We start from the raw sequence: 26,731 nt of genomic DNA on the forward strand, positions 1-26,731 counted from the left end.
ATACACGAAAAGAATGAGCCTCGAGGGCCCATTCTTTCATGCTATAAATCCATGTTTTATCCACGTATTATGTTAAAACAGTTGTACTATTCTAGACCGAAGTAGAAGTAAAGATCGTCTAGCATAAGTTTTGCTGCCAATGGACCTGCAGACAAGTTCCAAGTTACAGCATTTACTTTATAGTAGTTACCTGCTTTAACGCCCTTCAGGTTTTTCCATAGTTCGCTGCTTGTCCACGTTTTTTGGTGTTTGTAGATTGCTCCATCGCCTTCCCAATCCGTTGTAAAGTCGAAGATGTAATCTCCATCAAGCAATCCAACTTGTTCATTTGAAGTAACTGGGATAATGTCTGTTTCCTTGTCTGCTGCAAATTTCACTTGCGCAGCAGGTGATTTAAATCCTAGATCTTTTAAGATCAAGTAAGCAAAACCGCTGTAGTAAGCACGTGCACTACCATTCGGGTTAACACGAATGATTGATACTGTTGAGTTTTTTACGTCTGCAGGCAATTTCTTTTTGAAGTCAGCAACGCTAGCATTCCAACTAGCCATAAACTTAGCAGCAACATCTTCTTTATTCGTTACTCTGGAAACAACGTCAACACTTTCTTGCCAGTCAGTGAACTCTTTAGTTACAACTGTTGGAGCAATTTTGCTAAGTTGGTCATAAATTTTTTCATGACGCCATTTTGAAGCAATAATTACATCTGGCTTAAGTGCAACGATAGCTTCAAGGTTCGGTTGTTGCTCGTCACCAAGTAGCTTTGTTCCGATTAGTTGAGGACGAATGTACTCATAGAATGGTTGTTGAACGATAGATTCAACAGCACCTACTGGTTTAATTCCCAACATTACGGAAGTGTCCACTGCTCCGTTGTACAATACAACAACACGTTTCGGAACAGCGTTTAGTTGTGCTGTGCCAAACTCATGTTTGAAAGAACGTTTTGTCTCAAGAACAGCTGTTGATGAACCATTGTTCCAGTTCACCCATACACCTAGTGATTCACCAACAAAACGCAATGGCACAAGAAGGCTGCCTTTTTCATTAACTGGTGCTGCATCTAGAGTAACCGCTTTTCCATTGATTTTTGCATTTTTGCTGCCTTGTGAAAGCTCAACCGTTTGATTTCCTTTAACGATTGTTGCTTTTTTTGTTTTTTGATCGTATTTAACTTTACCGCCAAGTGATTCAGATATAGCGCGATAAGGAACCATCGTACGTCCATTTACAACTTTCGGGCTAACAGCAAAGCTTTGTGCCTTGCCATCGATCGTTACATTTATTTTTTTAGCTGCTGCTGTAGCAGCTGTAGCCGGTATAAGCGCCACAACAATTGCAAGACTTAACATAGAAATAAATAATTTCTTCCGATTAAACATTCTAGTAATCACCTGTCCCTTTTAATTTGTAAATGCCTGTTTTACTTCTCGTAACCCTTGGTAAAGCGAATAATCAAGATCAACAAGCAGCGTTTTGTCCAACTCTTTTTCTTTCACTACTTTGAGCAACTCACTAAGATCCTTATTAATTTGATCGTGGCGCTCTGCTTGATTTCTTGCTACTTCCTCTCTTATTGCCTTCCAGATCGCTGCCATACTGTCCCCTTGCCGAACTGCTTCTTCCTTATCGTCCGATTCTACTGCAATCTTGAACGATTTAATTAGACTAGACATATCATTTAAAGCAGTAGGCATGTCCGTTATGTCTGCTGGAGCAATATCGGCGAAAGGATCACCCTTCTCGTTAGAAGAAGACTTCCCCTGTGCAACGTTCCCTGATGCTGTTTCCTTATTGCCCGAACTTGATGTGCCGCACCCAGTTAATAAAATAAAGGTCAGAATCAGGAGCAGCCATGAGAAATTACGTTTTTCGTAACTGTCTACCTTTTTCTTTACTGAATGATTAATAATGATCTTACAACCCCCAGCCTTGTGTGAATGATAATCATTTTCATCATTTATTGTACTAATCGACAAATTTCTTTTGTATACACGATATTGCCTTATTCATATGGACAAAAAAATCAATCGACCACTTTATGTAAACAATAGTTGCCCTGAAACGATAATATTGCTAAAATCTTAATTGATAATAGTTATCAATTAAGATTTTTATATTTCTTTTGCAAAGGACTGTGTCCCTGTGAATAACAGCACCTATCAATCTTGTTTTCCCGTTGCGCTTCACTCGCTTTATTATAAAGGAGGCTTTCGGTCAGAGCCTTTCGTACCTATTAACAGTACAATTGGAATTGTACATAGCGGATTAGGGATGTTGTTTTTTGGCGATAACACCTCTAGTCCTCTCAGCGAGGGAGCATTTTTTTTCATTCATAGGGATGAAAGCAACTTTGAGTTAATGGCAGACCCTGGCAGCACTCTTAAATTCACCCTCGTTCAATACAATGTTACGCTTTTAAATGAAGATCAAGCCGCCGTATCCAGCTTATCGTTTCTCCATAGTGGAGGTATCGTTCACCAAGCTGCATCCGCTTTAACTGATACACTTCTTTCACATCTGCGACAGGCGATGAGTTCTAGCGGTGAATTAGGTTCCATGCACAGGCAGCTAACACTTTACGAGCTGTTGCTCCATCTGCATGCGCATCAGCGAGTAGCAAGCAGAAATGTAAATGATTCTATTCAAGCAACCATACATTATATGGAGCAGCGACTTTCCAAGCCATTACAAATTAGTGAACTGCCTCAATTAGCAGGCATGACGCCAAGTTCATACTGTCGAGCGTTCAAGAAAATGACTGGATTAACACCAGGCAATTATATGACCAAGCTCCGTATGCTTAAAGCCAAGGAGCTAATGACTAATGAACATGCAGCTTTAAGAGATATTGCAGTCACAGTCGGCTATCAAGATGAGCTCTACTTCAGCCGCGTTTTCAAAAAGACGGAAGGAATATCTCCATCAGTCTTTTTGAAGCGACGAGATCGTAAAGTAGCAGTCGTCAGCAGCCTTATTTTGCAAGACCACCTGCTAGCTTTAGGAATTCTTCCAATCGCTGCTCCAAGTTATCCGAACTATTTCACTACGCCCTCGGGATTTCCTAGTTATTTGCATGATCGTCTCGATGGAACAATCGCACTTAACGCAGAGAGCCCGATTCGTTCAAGCGATATAGTTAAACTATCTCCAGATCTCATCCTTCGAACGAGATTAAAGGATGATCTCAGCGATAAACATTGGGGTGAAGATGCTAGCGCCTTCTTTATCGATGATTCTACGAGCTGGGAACAGTATTTCCGCAGAATCGCTACTCATCTTGATAGAAAGGCGGATGCTGAACGTGTAATTAGAGCAATGTCCATTCTTGAGCAAGACGCTAGACGCAAGCTGGAGCCTGTCACAAAGGAAGGAAAATGGACTATCGTTAGGTTTCTTCCAGGTAATTGCAGACTATATGGAGTTCGAGATCATGCGTTTACAGAACTATTTTACAATCGGCTTCAATTTAAACCTGATGAACGTGTAACTCACGGTTCCTATATGAATGATGCATTTGATCATCTCGTACAGCTCGATCCCGATCGAATATTAATTATTTGGAGCGAGGAGCCTGATGTTAATGAATTTTCATCCGACCCTAGGTGGCAGGAGCTGAGAGCAGTCAAAGGCAGTCAGGTCTATTATCCCGACAGCAGGGAATGGGATCCATGGGGACCTATTGGCAGAGAACAAATGATAAAAGCGATGCTCCGATACTTCGGAAGATTATAATGGAGTAGGAAAATATATATGTTAAAAAGCGCTATTCACAAGTAGTGGATTTAAATCGAAGCTGAATATAGTAAGAATGATGAGTTATAACGAAATTATTGCAACAATCTGCATGCAAGAAAAAAGACGGTCACCACTAGTAGATTTCTCTACAAAGGGTGACCGCCTCGCATGTTAGGCTGCAGTTCCACGAATCATACTTTTCATATAACTTCTACTTGCAAGAAGGAAGTAGATCGTCTGCATACCAACATAAATACCAATTACAACAAAAGAGTATATCCAATTTGAAGTTTCCATTAAGTTGTCTAATGCCGCCATAGCAAACAATGCATGGCTTATGCCAACGATACATGGTAGATAAAAGATTATACCAATTTGAGTGACTACAATACGGCGAATTTCTTTGCTCGTCATCCCAATTCTAGACAATCCCTTGAATTGTGCTTGATCCTCTTGGATTTCTGTGAACAACTTGAAATAAATCATGCTGCCTGCAGCAATAAAAAATAATAAGCTAATGAACATACCGATAAATAAAGTGAGAGATACCATTTCCTTCACCTCAGTAAATTGCACCGTACGGCTAAAATCGCTTTCTTCCTTCAACTCTTGTGGAATTAGCTTCGCAAGCTTATTAACTGTCGGCGCAGCCTTTTCCCAATTAGCCAGCTCATAACCATAGAATACAAGTTGTTCTTCCTCAGAAACCTTCGTAAGAAGGTTCATATACGATAAGTCTTCCATTACAAAAGTTACGGAATTCGATGTAATCCAATTGTTCATTACAATCGTATTTGATGAGTCTGTAACGGGAATTTCTATCTCTTTTCCATTTATTTTCCCCTTAGCAATACCTCTCCCAAAAGTTGTTTGCTCAAAGTACGGATATAAAACCAACATCTTTCCACTTTCAACTATGATCGATTGCTTTCCTTGATATTTAGCCATCTTATTGTAATCGGAAACAGAGATAATCATTGCATGTTGCTCATATTCTGATCCCTCGTTAGTTCCAATTCTAGATCCATTATCAAATTTCACAGAATATTGTTCATATCCAATTCCAATAACTTTTGCTTCATATTTAATGCTGAGACCATCATTCTGAACAATTTTACGTAATTCATCAGGGTTAATCACTTTTTGAGTATGCAAGCCACGTTCCACATAACTAATTGTATACGGAGCAGATTTCACTACTTCTTGTTTGCCTTGAATATTCATAAGGTACACGGTACCCATGGCCGTCATTATAACTGCGCTTAGAATAGATACTACAAACAATATGCGAGCATTATCTTTAATTTTATAACCTAATTGTGCAAAAATGAGCATATTCGTTCTTTTGTAATAGATACTATGACGATTCTGTACAACTCGCAGCAACACAATGCTTAATTGTGTAAATAATAAGTACGTCCCAACAATAACTGTAATCAAAATCGGCATAGAAAAAATGACAAATGTACGAACTGTCATAAGTACTGCCAAACTATAACCTGTAATAAGACATAGTACACCTAAAGTTACAAGCCATGGAGAATAAACAAGTTTTCCTTTTGGTTGCTTTGATGCACCTAGAAGCTCGATAATTTCTGTACGTCTCATTCGTAGTACTGTCCAAACTGATATGACCATAAATAATGTAAAAAAACCACCTGCGGTCATCCAAACCGCTTTCAGCGGTATAACAAAGGATATCGTTGTATCTAGACCAAGTAATGCTGCTAATGCCATAAAAAAGAGTTTGCTAAACAAGACACCTAAACCAATTCCTACAGAGATCGCCAATATCGAAATGACAATATTTTCATAAATAACAAGCTTCCTAAGTTGAGCTTTTGTCATACCAAATAAGGAAAATAACCCAAACTCCTGTTTCCTCGTCTTAAGAAATGCAGAGTTAGAATACAAAATAAATAAGAACGAAAATATGATAATAATGTACAAGCAATAAAGCATCCCCGTACGGACTTTTTCAGCGGCCATAATATTTCCATTCAATACATCAGGATGCATAATAAATGCCGCATAAATGTAGAAAATGAGAACTGAGAATACACTGCTCAGGAAAAAAGCGCTATAGGAACGCCAGTTGCCCCTAATATTACTAAGTGCGAGCGAACGGAACGTCATCGAAATTCCCTCCCAACACACTTAGTGCATCCAGTATTTGCTGGAAGAAGGCCTGACGATTAGAACCACGACGAATTTCTGAGAAGAACTTGCCGTCTTTTATAAAGACAATTCGCTGGCAGTAGCTGGCGGAGAATGGATCATGAGTAACCATAAGTACAGTAGCTTTAAGGCGTTCATTCATTTCTTTAAGAGAGTCCATTACATCTTTGGCCGATTTAGAATCCAAATTACCAGTCAGTTCATCCGCAAGTACAAGCGAAGGTTGATGAATAATCGCACGTGCTATTGCTGCGCGCTGTTTCTGGCCTCCGGACACCTCATAAGTGCGTTTTTCCAAAATCGCTGCAATTTGTAGCATTTCAACGATGGGCTTCAGTCTTTGTTCGATCAATTTCGGAGACATACCTTCCATTACGAGTGGGAGAATAATATTTTCCTTAATCGATAACGTATCAAGTAAATTAAAATCTTGAAATACGAAACCTAATTCACTGCGACGAAACAATGCCAGCTTATTATCAGTCAGCTTCGTTGGATTGATTCCATTAATTTCAATTACGCCTGAAGTCGGGCGGTCAATCGTTGCCAGCAAATTAAGCAGTGTTGTTTTCCCGCTCCCTGATGGTCCCATAACACCAACAAATTCCCCTGCTTCTACCTGCAAATCAATATTTTCCAATGCCGTATAAACGACATTACCTTTACTGCTATATACTTTCCCAATCCCTTGTGCACTAAGTACGCTCATCTTTTGTAATCCCCCTCGGAATCTTAATAATGTTTGGCTCTATGTACCGAGTATAAACTTGCGGGGGAATAACAACCCATCGATTTCCCTTTCATTCTAATCTTGCTAACCTTACATTATTGTCACCCGATTGCTTTTATCCCATTACATGAATACCACTGGGTTGAAATTGAATAGTAACTGTCGTTCCTTCACCAAGCTGGGATTGTACAGTAACAGTATGTCCAAGACGAGAACAAACTCGTTTCGTCAAATATAGCCCCATCCCCGTTGACTCACCAGTTGTTCGCCCATTTTCCCCTGTAAAAAAAGGATCGAAAATGCGAGGAAGATCGTGTGGAGCTATTCCAATACCTTCATCAACGACTTCAAGTGTGCCCATTCCTTCACCTTGTGTTGTTAAACGGAATAACAAATGCTTGCTGCCCTGTTTGCCTTTACTATATTTAATCGCATTACCAATAAGTTGATTAATGACAAACAATATCCACTTTTCATCCGTCTCCATCCATGCTTCACCCTCTATCCGAGGAAAGATGGAATGTTTTATACATAAACGCTTATGCTCATTAATTGCGCTCCGTATCTTCTCGTGTAACGCTACTCTTCGCACATGGAGATCCAGCTCGAACTTATCCAATCGTGCCGTGTACAACATCATATCAAGACCACGCGTCATTCGCTCTGTCTCTTCTTGGATACTACTAATTAAAGCCCTCTGCTCCCCCTCCGAGCTTGGTAAATCATGAATGGCTTCCTGCATGTGTAAATCAACAACGGATACAGGCGTCTTCATATGATGCACCCATTGTAAAACAAAGTGGTTATGGAGTTCTTGCTGACGGCGATATTTGTTCAGCTCATTCAAGTAAGCTCGATGCTGCTCTTGAAGTAAGCTAGACACCAGCTTCTGTTCAGCAGTTACGACAGATTGAACGATTGTTGCTCCATTCAAATCATCGGAACGCTCAATCGCCTCATTCACTTGCTTGAAATAATAGCGCTGCCTCATATAGTCAACTAAAAGCCATACCCCGATAACAAAAAATGAAAGGGCTACAAAATATGATATTGTCCCCAGATCGATAAATCCTGGATACCGCGCATTTTCCAAAAAAAATAAAGCACAAGCAAGTGCTATAACGATGAATAAGCACAATACATATAACAAACGGTCTGTTAGGAATTTAATTTTGGACATACGATTTTCACTTCTACTCATTTCTCCTCACCTTCACCAAGCGGTACAGTAGAGAGCTTATAACCTTGTCCACGAATCGTCTCAATTATTTTCGGCAGCCCTATTTCCTCGAGCTTCTTACGTAGTCTGGTCACATTAACAGTTAGCGTATTATCATCAACAAACTGAACATCATCCCATAGCGCTTCCAGCAACTGCTCACGAGACACAATTTGCCCCGGCTTTCTCATAATACACTCAGCAAGCAGTCCTTCGTTTTTCGTGAGCTCTACACGCCGTTTCTCCCATTCCAGTTCGTTCCGACTCATAAATAGTGTAAGACCATGAACAGATAGCACGGATGAATCCTGTCGATTCTCATAGCCATCACTATTTGATTGCTCAGTTGTAACATTACCTATCATAGGAGCGTATTCCCCATACGCTCTTCGCAAGCTGCTACGCACCTTCGCCATTAATAGCTCCAGCTGAATAGGTTTCGTTATATAATCGTCCCCTCCATTTTCAATTGCCATGACCTGATCCATCTCACCAGAACGCGCCGAAATAAAGATGATAGGCAGACTTGAACGAGTTCTAATCTGTCTACACCAATAATAACCATCGAAATACGGAAGGTTAATATCAAGAAGCACCAACTGCGGATCAAATGCGAGAAGTTCAGGCATCAACTCTTGAAATTGGGTCGCTGTCTCAGATATGTAACCATATTGTTCCATTTTACTTTTCAAAATCGATGCAATCTTCATGTCATCTTCAATTATAAATACGCGATACATGATGTCTAACTCCTCCTAAAGGTCTCACTATGATGGGGTTATTACTCAGATTAATAAATCCATAAGTCTTATCTTTATAGCTTGTACAAAATCTCCTTCATCTAATTTAGTATTATAAGCAAATGTTGTAAGAGGAGTCGAATGAATCGTTAAATGATTCAGGACAATCCTACATCTTTTGCGAATATAAATGCAGCCTTCGCATGTAGCGCGAAGGCTGCTCATTCATGTTATACTAGCAAAACAAACTACACATTACCGTTATTCACGCTTATCCCCTTTGACTTGCTCTGTTTGCCAAATCGTTGAGCAACTGTACTCTTTAACCATGGCAGCAAATATCGATCAGCACCGAAGCGACCGGCATTGTTTCCAGCAAGGAGAATAAGGAAACCTAGCAATAATAAATATGGATTGAGACTTAGAGATCCAGAGAACATAAACGTAAAGTTCATCAATATGCCAAAAAAGGCCGCAGTCAATGTTAGAGCCCCAACGATTAATCCTATTCCAACAAGAAATTCTCCCCAAGGGATTAATATATTTATGACTTTTATATTTGCGAGAGCTATATGCTCCAGAAATGCAACATATGTTGGATATAACATATCACCTGTCGCTCTGTCTGCAATGGGATTAGATAAAGCATTTTTAATAAAGCCCGATGCGTCAAACGCCGTATCTCCAGTCAACTTACCCCAGCCAGAAGTTAACCATTGGTATCCCAATAAAACTCTTACTATCGTAATTATCCAGGCGGTCCAAACTGATTCACTCCAAAGCTTTAACATCCGTCACCACTCCCTTTTATTTACCTCATTTGAACAATTAGGACGAGCCAGTTAAGCGCTTTCATAATTTTAAATGAATCCACTTCTTCCTTATCTCCCCCCTTTCCCCAGGTTAACTGTATGGCTACACAATTAGCATCATTCCTTTCTTCGTTAGATGGAGCCCCTCTAGTCGTGAATGTCGGTTACTGACTCAACAATAGAATAGATAATTTTCACTCATTTGTATATAAATGTTTTGAAAATCGACAAAAATTATTTTTATTCTGGTTGACAATATGACAATCAGAGTTCTTATATTCATACAAAAAAACAGCCATCGTAATTGAACTGTGACCCTAATTGTAGACAGTTTATATAAACACCCTCAGTCTTAACTAGCAAGGAGATGACCTCTGAATTCGTCAGGGGTCATCTTTTTTAACGACCATTGATACCGCTCGGAGTTGTAGTAGGCAATGTAATCAGTTACACGTGCCCTTACCTCATTGATAGTCTGACAATCTTTAAAATCAACCTCATCTTTCATATGCCCAAAGAATGATTCCATCGAAGCATTATCCCAGCAGTTACCTTTACGGGACATGGATTGCTTAAATCCAGCTTTCTTGATTTGAAGCTGTATCTTAGGATGCGTGTAGTGCATGCCTTGATCAGAGTGAAAGATTGCTTCGGGATGAACATTTCCATCTAGCCGTTCCAACAAGCGATGAATCGTTTGTTCGACAAGTGGTAGCTCTAATGTAGTAGCGACGTAATCGGCAAGAATTTGTCTGGTTGCACCATCCTTTACACACGAAAAATATGCCCATTGGCCGCTTCCATACCGCAGATATGTGATATCGGTGAGGAATACTTTCTCTGGCTCTCCTTGGTCAAACTGACGCTTCAAAAGATTTGAGCATGTCAAATGCTCCTGCGTTGCCTTGGCCATTCTCCGATACGGATTCGCTTGTCTGATCTCCGCAACGAGATTGAACTTGCGCATAAGACGACGAATTTTCTTGTGGTTCATGATGACACCGCTGATTTGCTCCAGACGCATCTTGATTACGAGGGCTCCAGCCCTACCCCGCAATGCTTCAAAGTGTTGCTTGATGAGTTGTATGTCCTGTTCATCATCAGCTGCTCGGAGCTGTCGATATGGTTCTGCTTTAACCCACCTGTAATACCCACTTGTGCTTACCATAGCAAGTTCACACAGAAAACGCGTCATACGCTGTAGCCCATGCGTTCGGATGGAATGGTTAATAATCTCATAGCGCTCGGAAGGTGTTAACGTTTCTTTTTCTGCCGTTCGAGCGCCTCTAGCTTTTTTAGAAAGTCTACCTCAGCTTCTAATAATTTAATTTTGGCTCTCGCTCTGTGTAATTCTTCTTCTGCAGACAAGTCAGTGGTGGGCCTTGGTCCACCACTACCTTTACCTCTCCGATCTTCTTGAATCCCTAATTCCCCAAACTTCGCGTATATGTCGCGCCAGCGTTTTAAACTATTCTTGGGTTTTTTGTGACCGATGAGACTCAGGTCAAAGCCAGCCTTAAGGAATATCTCGACAGGTGTTTCCCCTTCTTGGTAGGCCCTTAACGCAGAGAGTTTAAACTCAGGCGTGTATGCAATGTTTGTCTCCGATACATGCTGTACATTCGGATTCGCTTCTAATCTTCTCCTATTCTCTTCAGTGAATAACTTACGATTCAAATTCCTCATATTTTCATTCCGCCCCTCACCATTACTCTGATTAAAACATAAAAGACCCACAAGAAGGGCACTTTTTTTAAAGTGTCTTTCTTGTGGGTCACAGTTCAAATTTTTACAATGGCTGTTTCCTATTTATATATTAGAAATTTTGATCTTGTTCGCAAACAAAATCACCATTTAGTGCGGATCAGATTTTCGACAATGGATTTAAGTTCTCCATCATGCTGCTCCTTCTCCCCATCTTCACCTTTTATTTCGATTCGAGTAACATCAAGCTTATAGTCTTCTCCACCTGCTGGAGCGAAGATAAGTTCTTGCTCATTCTCTAATCTAACGTTATAGCCGATTTGTTTGAATGCTTCAATAAAATCTGTAATCGTTGGAGCCTTGTCCTCTTTCAGCATAATTAATGCCCGCAGCTCCTTAGTACTATTGCCTCTAATTACTTTAAAGTGGAAGATACATTCTCTCATAGATTGTCTGTTGCTCCTCTAGCTTTAGAATCACTGCTTCCAACCCCATTGTTTTTCTTCTTTATAAGCTTTACTCCAACATTTCTTTTTAACCATGGAAGTACATAACGGTCAGCTCCATAGCGGCCTGCGTTATCACCAGCAGTCATAACGAGAATACCTAAAAACAACAACCAAGGATTGCTACTAACTGTTCCGGCAAACAAAAACATGAAGTTCATCATAATGCCGAAAAACGCTGCCGTTACTGTAAGGGCTCCAAGTATTAAACCAAGCCCAACTAAAAATTCTCCCCATGGGATAATTATATTAATAAGTTTCACATTTGGCAAAACGAGATGTTCGATAAATGCATTATAGGTTGGATATATCGCTTCCCCTGTTGCTTTATCCATAACTGGCTTTGTAATCGCATGAGTTAAATAGCCGCCTGCATCAAACGATTCGGAACCAGTAATTTTATTCCATCCAGCCGACATCCACTGAAATCCTAATACAATCCGTACAATTGTAATTAATCCCGCTATGTAGCGATTGTTTCTCCATGTGTTCATTAACATCTGTCATCACTCCTTCTGTTTATGTCCCAAGTATATACGGGAACATAAATGATGGATGTGATATAAATCACACTTACAATTTATCAACAAAATAAATAGAGTAGACAGCTCGCTTAGGCTCGGTACTAGTAAATATCGTGCTCCAAAATTACTGTAACAATACTATTGATGTCCTGAATACACCATTTGAAGATCGTATCATCAATGAAAAAAAACTCCTTACACATCGTCCATGTAAGGAGTATTCCATTCTATACTAGCACTCGCCAGCCTCTGAAGGCTTTCCTGCGTCTACTGCTGTACGGAATGAAGATCCACATCCGCATGTTGCGCTTGCATTTGGGTTCTCAATCGTAAAACCGCCGCCCATAGCAGACTCTTTATAATCAATAACTAGGCCATGCAAATATTTAATACTGTCGCCGTCGACAACGATCTTTAGACCTTCTTGGCTTAGTAGTTGATCTCCTTCGTTCTGCACATCATCAAATCCCATACCGTAGGAAAATCCACTGCAACCGCCTTCCTTAACACCAACACGCAGGAAAAGATCGGGTGATTCTTCTTGCTCCAACATTTCTTTTATTTTTTCAGATGCTAGTTCACTAATTGTGATCAATTTACATCCCTCCATCCGTTACTCAATCATTCACTTACTTATCCATAGTATACTCCACATTGCTTACTTCCTCAAGCTAATTGGTCTCTAGCTAGATTTCATCCACGCTTACCTTCTTCGCACTAACTTGTATGACTTTCTTGTTGCCCGAGTTACGTGTGAGGTTTATAATAGTTAGAGCTTATTAAAACGTTATTTCAAGTTATTTTTTTCACAAACTAACCTGTAACGTACCACAATGATATGAAGGAGGCTTTTCCATGAACGTTGTTTTACCAACACAGGAAAACCGTATGCAACATATTATCGAAAAAGTGCGTCATGGTCAGCGATTGACTTTGGAAGATGGCGTTTTCCTATACGAGTCCGACGACTTGCTTACGATTGGTCAACTTGCGAACGAAGTCGCAATGCGCAAAAACGGTAAAAAGGTTTATTTTATCGAAAATATGAGTCTGTACTTCACTAACGTATGCGAAGCACACTGTGCTTTCTGCAATTTCCGTAAAGATGAGGGTGAAGCTGGTTCCTATACGCTTTCTGGTGAACAAATGATCCAATATGTGGAGCAGCACTTCCATCCAGGTGTTCGTGAGTTCCATATTGTTGGTGGACATAATACCCATGTTCCATTCCAATATTATGTAGATTCTCTCAAAGCGCTGAAGGCACATTATCCGGATGTCACGTTGAAGGCATATACTGCGGCAGAGATCGACTTCTTCTCGCGCATTAGCGGACTTAGCTACAAGGAAGTATTACAGGAGCTTATGAAAGCTGGACTAGAGTCGCTTACTGGTGGCGGCGCCGAAATTTTGTCCGATCATTATCGCAAAAAAATGCGTGTTGATAAAGCAGATGTTTCCCAATATCTTGATGTACATCGCACAGCTCATGGATTAGGGCTTCGCACTCATACAACGATGTTGTATGGATCAATCGAAACAAAAGAGGATCGAATTCGTCACTTGATTCATATTCGTGAACTTCAGGATGAAACAAATGGCTTCTTGGTATTCATTCCGCTCTCTATGCAACCGATAAATCCGAGAGCTGGCATTAGGCGGCGCAATTCAGCATTCGAGGATTTGAAGACGATTGCAATTAGCCGATTAATGCTTGATAACTTCCAACATATTAAAGCCTACTTTATCAACATCGGCGTTCAGCTTACACAAGTAGCATTAACTATGGGTGCTTCTGATGCGCACGGAACAATTGTTAAAGAAAAGATCAGCCATGCAGCTGGAGCATTAACTCCAGAAGGCATTACTCGCGAAGATCTGATTTGGCTTATAAAAGGTGCTGGACGAATACCTGTTGAACGTGATACTTTCTACAATGAGATCAAAATTTACGAATGATTAAACAAGCGGCAGTAGGCACAACCTACTACCAACATCACGAAGCGTGGAGCTGGGAAACCAATGAGAAAATTAGTCATTTTAGGAGGCGGCTACGGCGGAGCTGCTATTGTAAATGAACTGTTAGAAAAACAACTGCCGAGTGATATTACGATTGAATTAATTGATCGAATGCCTTTCCAAGGTTTGAAAACAGAGTATTACGCGCTTGCAGCGGGCACAGTATCCGACCTAGAGTTGCGTGTAAAATTTCCATCTGATCCACGTGTTCAACTAACTTATGGTGAGATTACAGAGATTGATAAAGAAGCGCAGCTTGTCATGCTAGAAGGGCAAGATCCGATTTCTTATGACTGGCTTGTTATTGGACTTGGATGTACCGATAAGTACCATGGTATTGAAGGGGCAGAACAATACTCGACGAGTATCCAAACGTTCTCTGCTGCAAGAAGAACTTATGCGCTGCTTAACGACGTTAAACCATACGGACAAGTTTCTATCGTAGGTGGCGGACTTAGTGGCGTAGAGGTCGCATCCGAGCTTCGTGAGAGCCGTCCTGATCTTAATATCCGTATTATAGACAGAGGTTCGAAGGTGCTGTCCTCTTTTCCAGGCAGACTTCAAGATTACGTAGCAGAATGGTTTACAGAGCATGAGGTAGAAATGTGGGGCGGGGTTTCCTTATCTCGCTTGGAACAAGGAATTTTATATAATTCCGCTACGTCAAGCTCATTCCATACAGATGTAACCGTTTGGACAGCAGGTATCCAGCCAGTTGAACTCGTTCAACGCATCGACCTCCCAAAAGACTCTCAAGGTCGACTAATTATTAATAATTATCATCAGCTTCCGGACTTTACTAATATTTATGTTGTTGGTGATTGTGCTGCATTGTCGCTTTCACCAAGCGGTCAGGCTGCTGGAGCCCAAGGAAAACAAATTGCTGAAGTACTTCATGCCATTTGGAATGATAAGACTCCAAAGCTTGGCCAAATAAAGTTAAAAGGTGTTCTTGGCTCGCTCGGCAAAAAAAGCGGCTTCGGTATAATGGGAGGCACTCCAATTCTAGGCAGAGTGCCCCGACTTGTGAAGAGTGGTATATTATGGCGCTCTAAGAGACATCTAGGTTAATTGAATGTAACTTAAGCATATGCTCTTGCTTACAAGTCATCAATGAGCCTATCTAGCGCTTCTTTATCCGATTCTTGTTGTTTGAGAGCTACAAGTATCAGCTCATCAAGTTCATCTACGGAATCGGCAGCTACAATTGTTCCTTCAACTAAAGCAAACGGTTTTAAATAACATTCGCCGCAATTGCCAAGACATCCGTATTCGATTACTTCAAAAGATTCATCTTGCTCTAATCGGTTCATAATCCGATCAGTACCATGGTGCATATTGCTGGCGCAAAACTCGATCATTGGTTTGAACATAAGAATCACCTTACTTTTTATAATTGCGGATTACGATCCATTTTCAATTGCTTCACTTTGTACTATAATAGGGGAGAAAGGAGTTGATTGCAATGAGTGAACAGGTTCAAGATACAATGTATGATGAGGTTTTAGACGTTCTTGATAAGCTTCGTCCATTCCTGCAGCGGGACGGCGGCGACGTTGAATTGGTAGATGTTGAAGACGGCATCGTTAAACTTCGTCTAGTGGGTGCATGCGGAAGCTGCCCAAGCTCCACGATCACGCTTAAGGCTGGTATCGAGCGTGCGTTGCTTGAAGAAGTAGATGGCGTAATCGAAGTCGTTCAAGTATTCTAACACATAAAGAGTCTTATCCAGAGGGGAAGCCTAGCTTCCTCCTCCCCGGATAAGACTCTTTTTTTGTAAACAATATTAGAACATTCCTTTAATATTGGCTCTAATTGGATCAAAGCCACCGGTAACATCTATCACATTGCCCGTTAGGAAATTAGATTTATTTTCGCATAGGAACAATATGACTCGGGCTACATCTTCTCCTACACCGGGTCTACCCATAGGTGTCTCAGCATCATAATCTGCTTCAACATCCTCGATCGATCTTTCCTTGTTAATGCCTCTAATATCTCCAGGTCCAATTAAATTAACGGTTATACCAAACGGTGCTTCCTCAACAGCTAAAGACTTCGTGAAGGAAACTAATCCCGTTTTTGCTGCTGCATACACCGCACGATGAGGCCAAGCTCTAGCTTCATTGGCATGTCCAAAGCCAAAATGAATAATTCTTCCCCATCTGCGTTCACGCATACCAGGCAAAAGTCTGTGATCAAGCAGCATAACACTCAGCAGGTTGCCGTGAAGCAGCTTAATGATCGTTTCTTCATCATATTCGCTGAAGAGACGCCGCTTACGGACAAATGGACCTGCATTATTAACGAGTATATCAACTCCGCCAGCCCATCGTTCTGCTTCATCAGCTAACTTATGAGCTCCATCAATCGATGTAATATCTGCTTGTACAGTTATTGCCTTAACGCCCAGTTCTTCGATCGTTGCCTTTACTTGATGTGCTTCTTGCTCACTTTCCAAATAATTAATGATGACATTACAGCCTTGTTCAGCGAGCTGCAATGCGGTCCGTTTACCAAGTCCTTTGGCGCTTCCTGTCACTAATGCAGTTCTGCCCTTAAGTTCCACGAGTGTTCACCCTCCCCCGGAATTATACGTGCTTGTCTCTCATGAGTTTACATGCATATTGAAAAGTTAATCGTAACGATTCAATCGTCATTAATAGGCATCTGGCCAAATCATCGGCTTGCAGAGCTATATTTTCTAACTGTATTTCTTCACCATACATACGTTGATTTTGAATTAAATCATCTTGCATTTCGGAGTTCATATAATGAATTTCTGTATTTCTTCTTTTTCTAAGACGATTCATCGGTTCTTTATATAAATCCTTGATGGCACTGAGTTTCCAAGTCAGATTAGGATGTGCATTACGCTCTCTCATAAATCTAAGGACAGTAAAGTAGGAAAAGTGAGGTTTGATCTTCTCTGTTTCCATCTCAAGCAGATCATTAAGCAGCGTGCCGAGTTTATCAAGCAAAGAAAATACTCTAATAAAACTATTTTTGTCGAAATAAACATAACGTTCGTAATTCAGCCGCTCTGCCTCCTCCATTCCTTCAACAGAAATAGAAACGATACGTTCTTTAAACCGTAAGGCAGCATATTGACTTTGCTCAAGCTCCCTGAGAGATGATCGTAAGCCTAATGTCCATATTTCGAATTTGCGCAGTTTATTATTATGGTCTTGTCCATCCTTAATCCGTTTCACCATAATAGCAGCAAATTGATCCATTAAGGAATAGGTCTCCGTCAATGTCTCATTCCGTTCATTCTCTGGCTCGTCAAACATGAAATGAAGCATGATTCATTGCCTCCTACAGTTTATATTCGCTCCAATACCGGGTAATGCAGAAGGGCTGCCCTCACAATCGTGAAGAGCAGCTCTGGTCCTTCCTTTGCAATTACAGGTCAATGAATCTCCGCAAACTTTAAAGTCCTACATACACAACGTTCATTATTGCTTACGTCCTTCTCTCAATCTCCACGAACGAACGACTATATCCATTAGTATTCCGAACAATGCAACTATAATTAAATTATGCAGTAAGCTAGTGAAAATAAATACATTTTCATTGTCGACAGTTGCAGTTAAAAGCGCACCACTAAATACTTGTGCAATAATTAAAATCAACACCCATTTTGCAGGCTTCGTCAATCCGTCTTCTTCAGCAGTTACTTTTTTGATGTGATAATACATTCCCGCAATCATAATTGAAAGAATGAGCGCACCTACACGGTGAATAAAGACTGCTCCTGTCGCGCCATCCATTTCAGGTATAACTTGACCGTTGCAAAGCGGCCAACCTTCACAACCACCTGCTGTATCCGTATGACGAATAAAGGCTCCTAAATATACGACCACATAACAGAAGATTGAAACTGCTAATGCTCTAGGGTAAATAGACCTTGGGACAACAAATGTTTTTTGTGGTCCATTCTTCACCCGGTATGCCCATATAACAAGCAACATTGTTGCAGCGAACGCAACTAACGATATGCCGAAATGAATCGCCATAATCGGTGGTGATTGAGGCCACATTACGGCTGCTGCTCCCATCAATGCTTGTACAACAGTAAAAATCAGTGCAGAACCTGAATAAAATAATGCTTCTTTAAAATCTTCGCGGTTACGTTTGTATTTCCTGTAAACAGAAATCGCAACACCTAATACAAGTATACCTTCCAAGGCACTTACAACCCGGTGAGAGTATTCAATCATTGATTCCAACGTATAAGCGGGAATAAACTTACCGTGACACAGCGGCCAATCATCACCGCAACCTCTTCCTGATTCGGTGTTCGTAACAAGAGCTCCGGCAAGAAGTACAAGTAGCATTCCGATGCACGCTGCAACAGCAAACGCGCGAAAACGGCCGGTTACCATAATAAATCACCTATTTTCCGTATAATATGACAGTTCAATTATATCGATAACTAAGGGCAAAAGCCATGTTGAAAATGTGACACTTCCATGCTAGAAATCTTTTTAAAAAAAGGAAAGCCCGTATGACGAGAGGTAATTAACCTCATCTTCATACGGACTTATGCTTCTGCTTGTACTTCGCTTAGCTAAGAGAGTTGCCTACTGCAATTGCACGATCAACAAACTCTTCAATTTCTTCGCGAGTTTTACGCAATTTACTAACGAAGCGAATAACTTCTTTACCGTTTTTGAAAGCGATAAAGCTTGGAATTCCCAAGATGTTAAGTTCGGAACACAGATCAGGTAAATCATCACGATCTACTTCAAAAAACTGAACCCGGCCCTCATACTTGTTTTCTAAATCAGGCATAAACGGATTAATATAATGACAGTCTTTGCACCAAGTTGTTTTGAATACTGCTATTGTCAGTCCTTCTCCAATTGTTGCTTCACGGAAAGCAGCATCAGTCGTTAGTTTGTTCATGTTGCACATTCCTCCCTAGCTGTAAGTAATGACATTTATTTCACCTTAATTGAGCCTTATAGTTCACGTTCAATTGTTAGCACCTTCGCTGCTTCATCTACTGGCTCCCAATTAATTTCTGCTCCAAGCGCCTCTGCAAGCTTACGAGCTGGAACATACATGGAACCATTAAAATTCACTACAGGTTGCTTCCACTCTACCTTCTTACCATTGATGAGGGCAATGCTGCTTCCTGATTGAATGACGATTTTTGTATTTGTCGCTTCATCAAACACGGTTACTTTTTTTGTAGCAGGATCATAAGTAACTGTTGCTCCGAACACGTCAGCAACATCACGTACCGCTACCATTGTAATGTAACTAGGCATGATGATAGGTGCATTGTAATAATCATCAGAGAATGATTGATAGCTTTGTTTGTTTAAATGAAATTTATTTTTCAAAAGATCATGGATTTGAGAGTTCTCATCAAACAGCTTTAACGTCTGATAACCTTGAAGTGTAACAATGTCTTCAACAGCAACTTGGTTATTCGTCAGAACTGGTGCATTCGCCTTAACAACACCATTTACATTCCAACTCTCTGAAGTAGATTTCAATGTGAAACCAAATGGAATAGCTGGCTCTTCTTCACTTGATTTAGGAGTAAAGCTTAGCTCAAATTGTTGCTTACGAATATCTAACTTGCTATCTACATAAAAGTCTGTTTTCAATACTAATTCATCTGTTAATGCTTCTTTGAGCATTTCATCTTCTGACTTGTCTAATTTGCTTAACTCTCCTTGCAATTCAATCAACATTTCTGATAGTGCTTCGGATGATTCCTTCGCGAACTCATCTTCAGTCATTGCGTCTAGCTCTCCGCTATTAAAAGGATCTGCTTCGCCGATCGATTCCCAAATGTCAGGATTAGCCGCCAATACTTTTATAATGCCCGAAACCATAGCATCTAGTCCCGCACGATCAGCAACAAGTGCATCTACATACGATTTAACCCAGCTCCACATCTCAGGTCCATTTAACGACGCTTGAACATGCATCAATGATGTGCTCACGCCATTTATTGGCTCGTTAACAGCATTTACTTTAATATTTTTCGGATTAGGCAAATTGTTAATACCATATTCACCAACGATATCGATTAGCTCTGTTGAGACTTTAGCAATTGATTCTTCGTTTTGTTTAGTGGCTTTAGTATAACCTTCGATCTCTTCAAGTTCCAAACCACTTATTTCAAGCAATTTTTCTCCAGTCACATCGAAAGTGAAAGGTTCCTTTGCACCATCAACATCAATAACTAGCAATTTATCATTGGCTTGCATGTCAAAGCCGATTTCCGTTTCTGTTCCTAACTTTAGACTGCCTTCAAGTGAAAAATGTGTTTTATCCTGCATTTTCACATTATCAAGTTGAATCTTTACTTGAGACAGAAGATTGTAAATCTCCTTATCCTCTTCGCTACTTTCCTCTAGCAAAGCTTTATCCATATGTAATTGAAACTCTAATGAATGATTGCTTTCGCTCGTTGTAACTTTAAGTGCATTTTTGAGTGTTTTGTTCAAATCTAAACCGCCAACTGCTTGGCAGCCTGCAACAAACAATAATGTCAGCACCAATAGAACAACCGATGCCTTTTTAAACTTTAAGGACATTTTCATTATACGATTTCTCTCCTTTAATTCTTTTATTGTCTACTAGACTTAACCTATTGTACTAAACAAGTGAGTTCATTGTAAATGTAAGGATCAACAGTGAATTCCCACCAATTAACAATATTCTTCTACAGTGATGATAAGTACTCTGAAATAAAAAAGACTCATGCGTAAGGCATGAGTCCAGCAGTGCCTGTTACTTCAGTTAACCAAAACTTCGATTGAAAATGCGCATCACTTTAAATAGTGGTTTGCGCAGCACTCCAGGTAATGTAGCAGCATCTTCAGGTGTAATGACTCGCAGCACAATGAGTAAAGTTACATAGAGGATACCTACAACAATTGATGCTGTTGCTGCTGCTGCAAAGTAGGATAGTTTATCGTGCAGGCCCTCTGTCAAAGCAAGAACTCCTGCCTCTGCACCCCATCCAGCCAATGCGGCTGTTGCAATAGCTACAACATAAGGCAACCAACGTTTGCCTAACACAACTAACTTTACTTCTCTGTTAATCCAGCGAAGATTTAATAGCGTTACGACGATGAAACAAATAGTAGAGCCGATAATTAGACCAAATACACCTAGGAATGGTGCAAGAGCAATACTAATGATTACTTTTAAAAGCAATCCAATTAACGTATGTTTCATCGAAACTCGTTGCTTACCCATTCCATAAAGGATAGAGTTGGATGTCATCATCGTAATTTGTAGTATCGTTCCGGCACATAAAAACGCAACTGCTTCATAACCACTTGGAGATGGAAATAACAGTCCTGTAATGGAATAAGCTCCAATCGTAAGCAACAATGCTATAGGAACTCCTGTAAAACAAACGACACGCATTACGTTTGATGCTTGGCGCTGCACTTCCCCAAGATTTTTGACCGAATACGCTGTTGCGATGATCGGTATTATCGAAGCACCGAGCGCAATTGCCAAAATCGGCGGAATACCTGCAAGAGACTGCGCTTTACCACTAAAGTCACCCATAACATCCGTAGCAACAGCATGTGAATAAAAAGGTTCTGTAAGTCTCATAAACAAAGATAAGTCAAATAAGTAAATAAAATTGATCGCCATCGAAGTTACAAGTGAAGGAAGTGACATCGCTAATATTTCTTTATATATTGTTCTGAATTTAAGAGTAGATACGGATTGTTGAGCAGCTTTTGGCGACATCATTGCAGTAGATGCTTCACCGTTAAACCTGTTGCTAAGCTCAGCATCTTGTCGTTTCAACTTACGTGCAAACATAAGCATAATCGATAATGCACCAATACCTCCAACAAAACTACCAAACGATACAGCAGCTACGCCCCACCGCTCGCCCCAACCAAGATTAATCACTAATAAACCTAATCCAATACCTACAAAAACACGAAGAAATTGCTCCACAATTTGGGACGTTCCGCCAGCAGACATCATCTGTCTGCCTTGGAAATATCCTCGCATCATTGCGATAATAGGGAAAAATAATAAGGCAGGTGCAATTGCTCTAATCGCAAGATCTGCATTAGGCTGTCTTACGATAACATCCGCAAAAAATGGAGCCATAATAAATAATGATGTGGCAAGTATTAAACCTGAAACAGCGCCAAATACAAGCGCAGCATGATAAATACGTTTTGCTTCGTCCACTTTGCCAAGAGCATAACGTTCAGATACCATTTTGCTTAAGGCACTTGGAAATCCAGCTGTAGCAATAATAAGAAGTACTAAATAAACTTGGTTCGCAACGCCGAAAGCTGCCATTCCTTCAGAAGTAAACATGTAGTCGAGCGGTATGCGCTGGAATAAGCCGATAAATCGAGCAACTAATGCCGCAGCAGCTAGTATGAGTGTACCTTTAATTAAAGAGTCTTTTTTCAGCATGGTTGTAACTTCTTTGTCCCCTTATTCTACTGTAGAGAGCGAATTTATTAGTCAGATTCGATCGTTCTTAAGTAGCTATTGTTTAAAATACAAGCCAAAGGATAAATAGAATAATCATAAGCAATTGCAAAATGATTTTGACTACAACGCTTGTAAACAGACCTACTAGCGAGCCCCAGCCTACCTTTAATGAATGTTCAAAGTTTTTACCTGAAATCATTTCACCGATAACTGCACCCGCGAATGGTCCAATAATTAAACCAAAGGCCGGGATGACAAACGGTCCAAAAATAAGTCCAATTGTACTGCCGACGATCGAGGCTTTGCTTCCCCCGAATCGTTTGACCCCCCATGCGCTGACCGCATAGTCCGCGACAAACAAAACGACTAGAATTAACGTTTGAATAATCCAGAAGAAAACTCCGAACTCACTAAATGAGAAGAAAAATCCATATACAAAAAATGCACCGTAGATGGCGACTACTCCTGGTAATATCGGATAAATCGTACCCGCCATACCGATGATGAAGAGTATAATAATTAAACTCCAGCCCAAAATATCCACTTTCTTGTCCCCCTCCTACATTAATACCCTAAGACAATACGTACTTCTTAATGATTTCTGCAATTCCATTCTCATTATTCGTCACTGTTATAACATCGGCAGCATTTTTAACCGCCTCTTGTGCATTACCCATAGCAACACCTAGCCCCGCTTCTCGAATGGCAGCAATATCGTTGAGGCTGTCTCCAGCAGCTACAACCTGAGACATATCAATGTTCATCCATTGACATAGATCCTTGAGTGCACTTGCTTTCGAAATGCCTTGAGGATTAAGCTCAATATTATGAAGCGAGGAATTTGTAATCTCTAGCGCTCCCCAGCTCTGAACTTCAGCTAATATACTTTCACGGGCAAGATCATCCTCCGTATAATAGCCGAATTTCAACCAATTAAAAGTATCATAGTTATGTGCAGCGTCAAACCAGCGTTCTTTATTATAAATGGTTTCTGTTGTATACGCCCAAAACCACGTCTCTCCATATTGAAGAGCAAGCTCATGCAGACGCTTCACATAATAAGGACTAAGCTCGGTACGCTTATGAAGCACATGTGGCCTAGTCCAAATTTCGCCGCCATTGACTGTAATCATCGGCGAATCGAGCTTCAACTGCTCTGCGAAAGGCAATGCGCTTTTAAAACCTCTCCCTGTAGAGAAGCTTACGGTTACTCCAGCATCTATCGCTTTTTTGATCCATTCAGCGTTTTCACTACTGATCTCGCTCTGATCATTAAGCAATGTGCCGTCCATATCTAATGCAACTAGCTTGTACTTCGTCATACTGCCCATCTCCTTATCCGATCATTGCGTACAGTTTATTTTATCACAAATCATCAAAAAAAGGATGGCTCCCAAAGTCAACTGAAATTGACTACTGGAGACACCCTCTTATATAACATATACTTTGCTCAAATTACTTAGCAACGTTAACACTTTCAAGCGACAGCTTACGTTGTCGAACCTTACGGACAACAACACCATGCGATGGGGAAAATAGAAAAGCTAATACGAACAATAGACCCGCTCCGCATACAATACAACCTGCAATGGATGCATCTAGCATGATCGACGCTCCGTAGCCAATGAACGTACTTGCAATACCAGTCACAATGCTGAGCCCGATCATAACACCAAGCTTATCCGTTAATAAATAAGCTGTCGAAGCTGGAATTATGAGCAATCCTACAACTAGAATAGCACCGACACTCTCGAACGAACTGACCGTAGCCATCGAAACTAATGCCATCAGTAAGTAATGGAACAATGCAACTGGTATACCTATTGCAGCAGCTAGTGCAGGGTCGAACGCACACAACTTAAACTGCTTATAAAACAATCCAATTACTGTTGCAATAACGACAAGCGTTATACCAAGTAGCCATACTGCTTTTGGCCCCAAATTAACGCCGCCAACCTCCCAAATATTCCAGTGCACAAATGCTATTTCACCATACAATATCGCATCTTGATCCAAGTGCACTTGTCTAGCAAATAGGCTGACCAATATAACGCCAATAGCAAATAATGCGGTGAAAACAACACCGATTGAGGCATCAGATTGAATACCGCTTCTTTGAAATAATCCGATTAAAAAAGTTGATAAAAGACCAAATAGAAGTGCAGCAAACATCATAAGCAACGAATCTCTGGAGCCGCTCAGAAGAAAAGCGATGACGATACCAGGCATAACGGAATGACTTATAGCATCACCGATCATCGCCATCTTACGGAGCACGAGAAAAACACCGACAATTGCGCAACAGGCAGCTACTAAAGAACCTGTCAACAAGATCCAAAAGTCACTCATAGTGCCGTCTCCTCCTTCATCCGTTCTCTCCTGATGACTTCGCCCTCCAATTGGAACTTTCTTTTTACTCTAATACGTAATAGTGCCTTAGCAAGTAATCCACGCTCAGGACCAAATAATATTGAAATACCAAAAAACAAAGTGGCTGCAAGCACGGTTACTGGTCCTGTAGGCAGGTTAGAAACGGATGAGCTAACCCAAGTGCCAAGCGCACCGCTTAAAGCACCGAAGAAACCGGCTAGAGCAACCATAATACCAAGGCGATTCGTCCAATATCTTGCTGATACAGCCGGAGTAATGAGCAAGGCAGCAATGAGGACAACACCTACCGCTTGAATGCCTACTACAACCGCAACTACTGTCAAGAGCATAAGTAATTGTTCTAACAAAGCTACGGGATAACCAATACCTTTAGCAAAACCAGGGTCAAAGGAAATTAATTTGAACTGTTTAAATAATAATGTACATATTGTAATTAGAGAAACACTAATGATCGACATAATAACGACATCCGAACCAACCATGGCGGCTGCTTGCCCGAACAAAAACTTATCTAAACCGGATTGATTGCCATAATCACCATGCTGGATAAACGTCAAAAGTACAATACCAAGACCAAAGAAAGTACTTAATACGATTCCGAGCGCAGCGTCCTGCTTCAATCTGGAATGCCTCGTTATAAATCCAATACCGAAAGTAGCAATAATACCTGAAATAGTTGCTCCTACAAGAAATACGCCAATGGATTTGGCACCTGTCAGCATAAAAGCAATACAAATGCCTGGCAATGCTGCGTGGGCAAGCGTATCTCCGACCAGACTTTGCTTGCGCAAATATGAAAAACTGCCGATAACACCGCTACTCAATCCGAGCAACAAACAGCCAAGAAATATCCATTGCATATTCGGATCTGCTAACATATCTATAATGTTTTTCATGTATGGACACCCCTGTCAACATTGCTACTCGAAAGGGCTGCACTCTGATCCAAAAAAGCTAATCTCCCACCGTACGTACGCTGCAATTGATCATGGGTGAATGTAGTAGCTGTTGGACCGAATGCTTGCAACTCGACATTGAGCAGAAGAACAGAATCGAAATAATGCTCAACCGTTGCCAAGTCGTGGTGAACGACAATGACCGTTTTACCTTGCTTTTTTAGTTCTTGCAGCAACGTAATAATTGCCTTTTCAGTTGCCGCGTCTACACCAGCAAAAGGCTCATCCATAAAATAAAGCTTTGCATTCTGAGCAAGCGCCCTTGCCAAAAATACACGTTGCTGCTGCCCACCAGACAATTGACTTATTTGTCGATCAGCGAAATCTGCCATTCCTACCTTATCCAAACATTCAAGGGCAAGTGCCTTCTCCTTCGCTCTTGGTCTTCCAAACCATCCCAATCGTCCATAAGTCCCCATAAGAACAACATCAAGTGCATTCGTAGGAAAATCCCAATCAACTGACTCTCGCTGTGGTACATAACCAATTAGCTTCCGCTGAGATTTGTAGGGCTTCCCGTAGACGAGTACCTCTCCGCTAATACTTGGAATTAATCCGAGTGCTGCTTTCATCATTGTTGATTTCCCTGCCCCATTTGGGCCAATGACACCAATCAATTCGCCTTCTTTCACTTCGAATGTTACATTCCGAAGAACAGGTTTCTTCTGATAGGCTACACTCAGTCCATTAATAGTCAGTGGTGCAACAGTCGCTGTCCCTGACGCTAATTTTGTATGGGCTGTACTCATATTTATCACTC

The 26,731-nt window shown here is 40.8% G+C and carries 28 protein-coding genes; 4 read left to right on the top strand and 24 right to left on the bottom strand.

The features are described 5' to 3' along the window. Positions 1 to 86: 86 nt before the first annotated feature. Positions 87 to 1,382, bottom strand: coding sequence for a stalk domain-containing protein (locus MFF31_RS23695; RefSeq protein ID WP_238191573.1), 1,296 nt, complete (start codon positions 1,380 to 1,382; stop codon positions 87 to 89). A gap of 21 nt (positions 1,383 to 1,403) precedes the next feature. Beyond that, entirely contained in the window at positions 1,404 to 1,979 is a 576-nt protein-coding gene (locus tag MFF31_RS23700) for a hypothetical protein (RefSeq protein ID WP_238191575.1), read from the bottom strand. Positions 1,980 to 2,145: 166 nt separating this feature from the next. Between MFF31_RS23700 and MFF31_RS23705 the strand changes: the two genes are divergently transcribed. After that, positions 2,146 to 3,735: a helix-turn-helix domain-containing protein gene (locus MFF31_RS23705; RefSeq protein WP_238191577.1), complete on the top strand. Its 1,590-nt coding sequence runs from the start codon at positions 2,146 to 2,148 to the stop codon at positions 3,733 to 3,735. A 174-nt stretch (positions 3,736 to 3,909) separates the two neighbouring features. Here the strand turns inward: MFF31_RS23705 and MFF31_RS23710 are convergent, their stop codons facing one another. From MFF31_RS23710 to erpA, 10 genes are all read right to left on the bottom strand, one after another. Continuing rightward, positions 3,910 to 5,874: an FtsX-like permease family protein gene (locus MFF31_RS23710; protein WP_238191579.1), complete on the bottom strand. Its 1,965-nt coding sequence runs from the start codon at positions 5,872 to 5,874 to the stop codon at positions 3,910 to 3,912. Continuing rightward, on the bottom strand, positions 5,849 to 6,625 hold the full coding sequence (locus MFF31_RS23715; protein ID WP_238191581.1) for an ABC transporter ATP-binding protein: 777 nt from the start codon (positions 6,623 to 6,625) through the stop codon (positions 5,849 to 5,851). Before MFF31_RS23715 ends, MFF31_RS23710 begins: the two co-directional genes overlap by 26 nt. Positions 6,626 to 6,761: 136 nt before the next feature. Further along, positions 6,762 to 7,847: a sensor histidine kinase gene (locus MFF31_RS23720; RefSeq protein WP_238191582.1), complete on the bottom strand. Its 1,086-nt coding sequence runs from the start codon at positions 7,845 to 7,847 to the stop codon at positions 6,762 to 6,764. After that, positions 7,844 to 8,605 carry a response regulator transcription factor gene (locus MFF31_RS23725; RefSeq protein ID WP_238191584.1) on the bottom strand — a complete coding sequence of 254 codons (762 nt, stop codon included), beginning with the start codon at positions 8,603 to 8,605 and terminating at the stop codon, positions 7,844 to 7,846. Before MFF31_RS23725 ends, MFF31_RS23720 begins: the two co-directional genes overlap by 4 nt. Before the next feature lie 248 nt (positions 8,606 to 8,853). Next, positions 8,854 to 9,396 carry a DoxX family protein gene (locus tag MFF31_RS23730; RefSeq protein WP_238191586.1) on the bottom strand — a complete coding sequence of 181 codons (543 nt, stop codon included), beginning with the start codon at positions 9,394 to 9,396 and terminating at the stop codon, positions 8,854 to 8,856. A gap of 373 nt (positions 9,397 to 9,769) precedes the next feature. After that, positions 9,770 to 10,651: an IS3 family transposase gene (locus MFF31_RS23735; protein ID WP_309296704.1), complete on the bottom strand. Its 882-nt coding sequence runs from the start codon at positions 10,649 to 10,651 to the stop codon at positions 9,770 to 9,772. A 20-nt stretch (positions 10,652 to 10,671) separates the two neighbouring features. Then, positions 10,672 to 11,103 carry an HTH domain-containing protein gene (locus MFF31_RS23740; RefSeq protein WP_238191093.1) on the bottom strand — a complete coding sequence of 144 codons (432 nt, stop codon included), beginning with the start codon at positions 11,101 to 11,103 and terminating at the stop codon, positions 10,672 to 10,674. Positions 11,104 to 11,264: 161 nt separating this feature from the next. Next, positions 11,265 to 11,567 carry a hypothetical protein gene (locus MFF31_RS23745; RefSeq protein WP_238191588.1) on the bottom strand — a complete coding sequence of 101 codons (303 nt, stop codon included), beginning with the start codon at positions 11,565 to 11,567 and terminating at the stop codon, positions 11,265 to 11,267. Then, positions 11,564 to 12,127 carry a DoxX family protein gene (locus MFF31_RS23750; protein WP_375541351.1) on the bottom strand — a complete coding sequence of 188 codons (564 nt, stop codon included), beginning with the start codon at positions 12,125 to 12,127 and terminating at the stop codon, positions 11,564 to 11,566. The genes MFF31_RS23745 and MFF31_RS23750 overlap by 4 nt, the downstream gene beginning before the upstream one ends. A 256-nt stretch (positions 12,128 to 12,383) precedes the next feature. Then, entirely contained in the window at positions 12,384 to 12,746 is a 363-nt protein-coding gene (erpA, locus tag MFF31_RS23755; protein ID WP_238191590.1) for an iron-sulfur cluster insertion protein ErpA, read from the bottom strand. A 260-nt stretch (positions 12,747 to 13,006) separates the two neighbouring features. On the opposite strand from erpA, the gene mqnE reads away from it, so the two are divergent. Then, complete coding sequence (gene mqnE / locus MFF31_RS23760; RefSeq protein ID WP_238191592.1) at positions 13,007 to 14,110, top strand: aminofutalosine synthase MqnE; 1,104 nt, start codon at positions 13,007 to 13,009, stop codon at positions 14,108 to 14,110. 63 nt (positions 14,111 to 14,173) lie between these two features. Further along, positions 14,174 to 15,241, top strand: coding sequence for an NAD(P)/FAD-dependent oxidoreductase (locus MFF31_RS23765; protein WP_238191594.1), 1,068 nt, complete (start codon positions 14,174 to 14,176; stop codon positions 15,239 to 15,241). 29 nt (positions 15,242 to 15,270) lie between these two features. Here the strand turns inward: MFF31_RS23765 and MFF31_RS23770 are convergent, their stop codons facing one another. Beyond that, the gene (locus tag MFF31_RS23770) at positions 15,271 to 15,543 is read right to left on the bottom strand and encodes a YuzB family protein (RefSeq protein WP_238191596.1); all 273 of its coding nucleotides are present in this window, start codon (positions 15,541 to 15,543) and stop codon (positions 15,271 to 15,273) included. 92 nt (positions 15,544 to 15,635) lie between these two features. Between MFF31_RS23770 and MFF31_RS23775 the strand changes: the two genes are divergently transcribed. After that, a complete protein-coding gene (locus MFF31_RS23775) occupies positions 15,636 to 15,881 on the top strand; it encodes a NifU family protein (RefSeq protein ID WP_238191597.1) in 246 nt (81 codons plus the stop codon). Positions 15,882 to 15,956: 75 nt separating this feature from the next. Here the strand turns inward: MFF31_RS23775 and MFF31_RS23780 are convergent, their stop codons facing one another. The 11 genes from MFF31_RS23780 to MFF31_RS23830 form a co-directional block, all read right to left on the bottom strand. Then, on the bottom strand, positions 15,957 to 16,739 hold the full coding sequence (locus tag MFF31_RS23780; RefSeq protein ID WP_238191598.1) for an SDR family oxidoreductase: 783 nt from the start codon (positions 16,737 to 16,739) through the stop codon (positions 15,957 to 15,959). A gap of 22 nt (positions 16,740 to 16,761) precedes the next feature. Continuing rightward, positions 16,762 to 17,475: a Cthe_2314 family HEPN domain-containing protein gene (locus MFF31_RS23785; protein ID WP_238191599.1), complete on the bottom strand. Its 714-nt coding sequence runs from the start codon at positions 17,473 to 17,475 to the stop codon at positions 16,762 to 16,764. 153 nt (positions 17,476 to 17,628) lie between these two features. Further along, entirely contained in the window at positions 17,629 to 18,558 is a 930-nt protein-coding gene (locus MFF31_RS23790) for a COX15/CtaA family protein (protein WP_238191600.1), read from the bottom strand. Between the two features lie 181 nt (positions 18,559 to 18,739). Beyond that, on the bottom strand, positions 18,740 to 19,081 hold the full coding sequence (locus tag MFF31_RS23795) for a thioredoxin family protein (protein WP_238191602.1): 342 nt from the start codon (positions 19,079 to 19,081) through the stop codon (positions 18,740 to 18,742). Between the two features lie 56 nt (positions 19,082 to 19,137). Continuing rightward, positions 19,138 to 20,739 (bottom strand): copper amine oxidase N-terminal domain-containing protein, encoded by a 1,602-nt coding sequence (locus MFF31_RS23800; RefSeq protein WP_238191604.1) that lies wholly within the window; start codon positions 20,737 to 20,739, stop codon positions 19,138 to 19,140. Between the two features lie 199 nt (positions 20,740 to 20,938). After that, positions 20,939 to 22,603: a putative polysaccharide biosynthesis protein gene (locus tag MFF31_RS23805; protein WP_238191606.1), complete on the bottom strand. Its 1,665-nt coding sequence runs from the start codon at positions 22,601 to 22,603 to the stop codon at positions 20,939 to 20,941. Positions 22,604 to 22,685: 82 nt separating this feature from the next. Further along, positions 22,686 to 23,168: a DUF456 domain-containing protein gene (locus MFF31_RS23810; RefSeq protein ID WP_238191608.1), complete on the bottom strand. Its 483-nt coding sequence runs from the start codon at positions 23,166 to 23,168 to the stop codon at positions 22,686 to 22,688. A 28-nt stretch (positions 23,169 to 23,196) separates the two neighbouring features. Continuing rightward, positions 23,197 to 23,946 carry a Cof-type HAD-IIB family hydrolase gene (locus MFF31_RS23815; RefSeq protein ID WP_238191610.1) on the bottom strand — a complete coding sequence of 250 codons (750 nt, stop codon included), beginning with the start codon at positions 23,944 to 23,946 and terminating at the stop codon, positions 23,197 to 23,199. A 133-nt stretch (positions 23,947 to 24,079) separates the two neighbouring features. After that, complete coding sequence (locus MFF31_RS23820; RefSeq protein WP_238191612.1) at positions 24,080 to 24,973, bottom strand: metal ABC transporter permease; 894 nt, start codon at positions 24,971 to 24,973, stop codon at positions 24,080 to 24,082. Further along, positions 24,970 to 25,911 carry a metal ABC transporter permease gene (locus tag MFF31_RS23825; protein WP_238191613.1) on the bottom strand — a complete coding sequence of 314 codons (942 nt, stop codon included), beginning with the start codon at positions 25,909 to 25,911 and terminating at the stop codon, positions 24,970 to 24,972. The genes MFF31_RS23820 and MFF31_RS23825 overlap by 4 nt, the downstream gene beginning before the upstream one ends. Then, positions 25,908 to 26,720, bottom strand: a complete 813-nt coding sequence (locus MFF31_RS23830) for a metal ABC transporter ATP-binding protein (protein WP_238191615.1) — start codon at positions 26,718 to 26,720, stop codon at positions 25,908 to 25,910. The genes MFF31_RS23825 and MFF31_RS23830 overlap by 4 nt, the downstream gene beginning before the upstream one ends. Positions 26,721 to 26,731: the final 11 nt, after the last annotated feature.

It is taken from the genome of Paenibacillus sp. L3-i20 (genome assembly GCF_022180385.2).
Classification (GTDB): Bacteria; Bacillota; Bacilli; order Paenibacillales; family Paenibacillaceae; genus Pristimantibacillus.

What these genes read in the sequence shown, in the direction of transcription:
- MFF31_RS23695 (WP_238191573.1), bottom strand. Translation starts at nt 1,382, where the DNA reads ATGTTTAATCGGAAGAAATTATTTATTTCTATGTTAAGTCTTGCAATT.
- MFF31_RS23710 (WP_238191579.1), bottom strand. Translation starts at nt 5,874, where the DNA reads ATGACGTTCCGTTCGCTCGCACTTAGTAATATTAGGGGCAACTGGCGT.
- MFF31_RS23715 (WP_238191581.1), bottom strand. Translation starts at nt 6,625, where the DNA reads ATGAGCGTACTTAGTGCACAAGGGATTGGGAAAGTATATAGCAGTAAA.
- MFF31_RS23720 (WP_238191582.1), bottom strand. Translation starts at nt 7,847, where the DNA reads ATGAGTAGAAGTGAAAATCGTATGTCCAAAATTAAATTCCTAACAGAC.
- MFF31_RS23725 (WP_238191584.1), bottom strand. Translation starts at nt 8,605, where the DNA reads ATGTATCGCGTATTTATAATTGAAGATGACATGAAGATTGCATCGATT.
- MFF31_RS23730 (WP_238191586.1), bottom strand. Translation starts at nt 9,396, where the DNA reads ATGTTAAAGCTTTGGAGTGAATCAGTTTGGACCGCCTGGATAATTACG.
- MFF31_RS23740 (WP_238191093.1), bottom strand. Translation starts at nt 11,103, where the DNA reads ATGAGGAATTTGAATCGTAAGTTATTCACTGAAGAGAATAGGAGAAGA.
- MFF31_RS23745 (WP_238191588.1), bottom strand. Translation starts at nt 11,567, where the DNA reads ATGAGAGAATGTATCTTCCACTTTAAAGTAATTAGAGGCAATAGTACT.
- MFF31_RS23750 (WP_375541351.1), bottom strand. Translation starts at nt 12,127, where the DNA reads ATGTTAATGAACACATGGAGAAACAATCGCTACATAGCGGGATTAATT.
- mqnE (WP_238191592.1), top strand. Translation starts at nt 13,007, where the DNA reads ATGAACGTTGTTTTACCAACACAGGAAAACCGTATGCAACATATTATC.
- MFF31_RS23765 (WP_238191594.1), top strand. Translation starts at nt 14,174, where the DNA reads ATGAGAAAATTAGTCATTTTAGGAGGCGGCTACGGCGGAGCTGCTATT.
- MFF31_RS23770 (WP_238191596.1), bottom strand. Translation starts at nt 15,543, where the DNA reads ATGTTCAAACCAATGATCGAGTTTTGCGCCAGCAATATGCACCATGGT.
- MFF31_RS23775 (WP_238191597.1), top strand. Translation starts at nt 15,636, where the DNA reads ATGAGTGAACAGGTTCAAGATACAATGTATGATGAGGTTTTAGACGTT.
- MFF31_RS23785 (WP_238191599.1), bottom strand. Translation starts at nt 17,475, where the DNA reads ATGCTTCATTTCATGTTTGACGAGCCAGAGAATGAACGGAATGAGACA.
- MFF31_RS23790 (WP_238191600.1), bottom strand. Translation starts at nt 18,558, where the DNA reads ATGGTAACCGGCCGTTTTCGCGCGTTTGCTGTTGCAGCGTGCATCGGA.
- MFF31_RS23795 (WP_238191602.1), bottom strand. Translation starts at nt 19,081, where the DNA reads ATGAACAAACTAACGACTGATGCTGCTTTCCGTGAAGCAACAATTGGA.
- MFF31_RS23800 (WP_238191604.1), bottom strand. Translation starts at nt 20,739, where the DNA reads ATGAAAATGTCCTTAAAGTTTAAAAAGGCATCGGTTGTTCTATTGGTG.
- MFF31_RS23805 (WP_238191606.1), bottom strand. Translation starts at nt 22,603, where the DNA reads ATGCTGAAAAAAGACTCTTTAATTAAAGGTACACTCATACTAGCTGCT.
- MFF31_RS23815 (WP_238191610.1), bottom strand. Translation starts at nt 23,946, where the DNA reads ATGACGAAGTACAAGCTAGTTGCATTAGATATGGACGGCACATTGCTT.
- MFF31_RS23820 (WP_238191612.1), bottom strand. Translation starts at nt 24,973, where the DNA reads ATGAGTGACTTTTGGATCTTGTTGACAGGTTCTTTAGTAGCTGCCTGT.
- MFF31_RS23825 (WP_238191613.1), bottom strand. Translation starts at nt 25,911, where the DNA reads ATGAAAAACATTATAGATATGTTAGCAGATCCGAATATGCAATGGATA.
- MFF31_RS23830 (WP_238191615.1), bottom strand. Translation starts at nt 26,720, where the DNA reads ATGAGTACAGCCCATACAAAATTAGCGTCAGGGACAGCGACTGTTGCA.